This is a genomic window from Mesorhizobium sp. M2A.F.Ca.ET.037.01.1.1 (assembly GCF_003998075.1).
In the GTDB taxonomy this organism is placed as follows: Bacteria; Pseudomonadota; Alphaproteobacteria; order Rhizobiales; family Rhizobiaceae; genus Mesorhizobium.
In genome coordinates this window covers 1-2825 of the sequence record NZ_RZSA01000872.1, presented here as the reverse complement: position 1 = coordinate 2825, position 2825 = coordinate 1, and the positions used below count along the sequence as shown (strand labels likewise).

The 2825-nt window shown below is 62.9% G+C and carries 4 protein-coding genes; 1 reads left to right on the top strand and 3 read right to left on the bottom strand.

Annotated elements, in window-relative coordinates:
• The 3 genes from EOA27_RS30515 to EOA27_RS30505 all read right to left on the bottom strand — a co-directional run.
• The coding region (locus EOA27_RS30515) for an ABC transporter permease (RefSeq protein ID WP_145970632.1) at window positions 1-641 on the bottom strand (641 nt) is incomplete at its 3' end.
• A gap of 2 nt (window positions 642-643) precedes the next feature.
• A complete protein-coding gene (locus EOA27_RS30510) occupies window positions 644-1489 on the bottom strand; it encodes an ABC transporter permease (RefSeq protein ID WP_126082827.1) in 846 nt (281 codons plus the stop codon).
• Window positions 1490-1497: 8 nt separating this feature from the next.
• Entirely contained in the window at window positions 1498-2580 is a 1083-nt protein-coding gene (locus tag EOA27_RS30505) for a spermidine/putrescine ABC transporter substrate-binding protein (protein WP_126082826.1), read from the bottom strand.
• Between the two features lie 93 nt (window positions 2581-2673).
• Here EOA27_RS30505 and EOA27_RS30500 point away from each other — a divergent pair.
• Window positions 2674-2825, top strand: a 152-nt coding sequence (locus tag EOA27_RS30500) for a helix-turn-helix domain-containing protein (RefSeq protein WP_145970631.1), incomplete at its 3' end; no start/stop codon positions are given.

Here is a 2825-nt window from a genome sequence, read left to right as displayed (position 1 = left end):
GTCTCGAAGCGGGTGAGCAGGAAGGAGATGACGAACTCGTCCCAGGAAAATGTCATCGACAGGAAGAAGCCGGCGAAGATCGCCGGCGCCATCACCGGCACGGTGATCAGGAGCAGCACCTTCCATTCGGCGGCGCCGAGGTCGCGCGCGGCGCGCTCGATGTTGATCTGGTGGTCGCCCATCTGGCTGTAGATGATGGCGAAGCAGAGCGGCAGGTTGATCACCACATGGCCGATGCCGGCCGCAAGCAGCGATTTCGGCACACCGGCCCAGTTGAACAGCACCAGCAGGCCCATGCCGATGATGAGATAGCTGACGGTGAGCGGCAGCGTGATCAGCCCGCGCAGCAAGGCCGAGCCCGGCAGGACGAAGCGCGCGAAACCCCAGGCGGACAGAAATCCGAGCGTGACCGATGCGAGCGAGGACAGCACCGCCACCAGCAGTGAATTGACCAGCGCTGAGGTGAGCCTCGCGTCTGAAAGCACCGCCTGGTACCAGCGCAGCGACGGGCCGGTGAAAGGCGGTATAGGGAAGGAGGTGGCCTGCAGCGAGAACAGCACCAGCACCACCACCGGCAGGAAGATGAAGCCATAGACGGCGACGGCGTAGAGCCAGGCGGCGAAGCGGACGGCGGCGCGCATCGTCAGGCCCGCTCGATCTTCAGCCAGCGCGCGCAGGCGAGATAGGCGATGGTGACGACAGCCATCAGGATGATCGACAGCGCGGAGGCCAGCGGGAAATCGCCGCGCCGGCCGATCTGCATCATGACCAGCTGCGGCATGACCAGCTCGTTGTTGCCGCCAAGAATCTGCGGCGTGATGTAGTCGCCGATGCAGAGCACGAAGGTAAGGAAGGCGCCGACCATGATGCCGGGCAGGGTCAGCGGCAGCACGACATGCAGGAAGGTCCGCACCGGCCCGGCGCCGAGATCGGCGGCCGCCCTGCGGTAGCTCGGGCTGAGCTGCTTCAGATTGGCGAAGATCGTCAGCGTCAACAGCATGACGAAGAAATGCACGAAGCCGGTGACGGTGGCGAAACGCGTGTTGGCGAGCTGCAGCGGCTCGGCGATGAGGCCCATGCCGGTCAGCGCCCGGTTGATGACGCCGTTCTGCGCCAGCACCAGCAGCCAGGAATAGGAGCGCACGACATAGGAGGTCCAGAACGGCAGCACGGCAAGCATCAGCGCCAGCCGTTGCCAGCGTTGCGGGACCATTTCGGCGAGGATCCAGGCGAAGGGATAGGCGAGCAGGATCGAGATCACGGTGACGATAGCCGTGACCTCCAGTGAGTTCACCATCGACCGCCAATAGGACGGATCGGTGAAGAACTGGCTGTAATTGGCCAAGGTGAAGCCGCCGCCTTCATGCGCGGTGAGGCTGGAAAACCCCATGGCGATGAAGGGCAGCACGAAGAACAGCAGCGTCCACGCCAGCGCCGGCGTGACCAGCGCCCAGGGCAGGGCACGCGAGTTGCTTCCAGAAACACTCATCGGCCGATTTACTGCGCCTGCAGCATCTCGGTCCACATGTCCTGCATCTTCTTGTCGAGGTCGGCGTTCGGCGCCGGATAGGCCTGGGCGCGGGCGAGGAAGCCAGGTTGCTCGTCGAAGCGCAGGATCTTCTTCTGCTCGTCGGTCAGCGCCGCCTTGGTGTTCGCCGGCATGCCCCAGTAGCAGGACGAGGTGGCAAGCCGCGCCTGGCCCTCAGGGCTCATGATGTACTGGATGAATTTCAGCGCCATGTCCTTGTTCTTGGAATCCTTGAACATGGCGAGCGACTGCGACCAGAGCACAGCACCTTCCTTCGGGATCGAGAAGTCGAGCGCCGGATTTTCCTTGGCAAGGCCGGCCGTGACCCACTCGCCGCCGCCGACAAGAACGTCCACCTCGCCGGTGGCCAATGCGGTCTGGCTGGCGGTGACCTCGCCGACCAGCTTGGCATTGGCCTTCATCTTGAGGAGCTCGGCCTTCAGCGCTGGCAGGTCGGCCTCGGTGAGATCGGCGGTCTTCTTGCCGATCGCCAAAGCCGCCATGCCGATCACCGGCAGGTAGTAATCGTAGATCGCGACCTTGCCCTTGTATTTGTCGCTGGTGAGCGAGGCCAGCGACTGCATGTCGGCCGGGTCGACCTTGGTCTTGTTGAAGCCGATCGTGTTGTAGCCGAACTTTTCGGTGATGCCGTAGCGCTTGCCGTCGACGATGGTCGACTTGTCCATCTTCACTTCCGGGAAGAGGTCGGCGAAGGGCAATTTATCCTCGGGCAGCGGCTCGAACAGGCCTTTTTCGACGCCGCGCGGCACGTCGATGGAATCGATCACCATCACGTCCCAGTCGCCGGGTTGCGACTGGTCGACGATGGCCAGCCCCGCTCCGGTGCCTTCGAACTCCTTTACGTTGACCTTGACGTCGTTTGCCTTCTCGAAGGGCTCGAGCAGCGCCGGATCGGAATGGTCGCACCAGATCAGCGCATTGAGATCGGCGGCCTCAGCGCCACCGGCTGCAAGAAGCAGCGCGGCGACCGCGCAAGCGGCTGCGAGATGGGACTTGAGGGTGGAAAGCGGATTGCGGGCGTTGACGGTCATCGAGTGTTCTCCCTGCCTTGCTGGCTTGTTGGAAGAAAAGTTGAACCAATTCTAAAATTGAGTCAATTATGATTTTGTGGCAAAGAGGCCGATATGAGCGGATTGCGCGAACGGCAGAAGGCGGACAGGCACCGCCGCATCATCGATGCGGCCACCGCGCTGTTTCGCGAGGCCGGCTATGAAGGCGCCAAGATCGAGGCGATCGCCGCACAAGCCGAGGTCTCGATCGGCACGATCTATAATTA

Bases quoted from the DNA above. Each gene is read 5' to 3' on its own strand.
- EOA27_RS30510 (WP_126082827.1), bottom strand. From the start codon at position 1,489: ATGAGTGTTTCTGGAAGCAACTCGCGTGCCCTGCCCTGGGCGCTGGTC.
- EOA27_RS30505 (WP_126082826.1), bottom strand. From the start codon at position 2,580: ATGACCGTCAACGCCCGCAATCCGCTTTCCACCCTCAAGTCCCATCTC.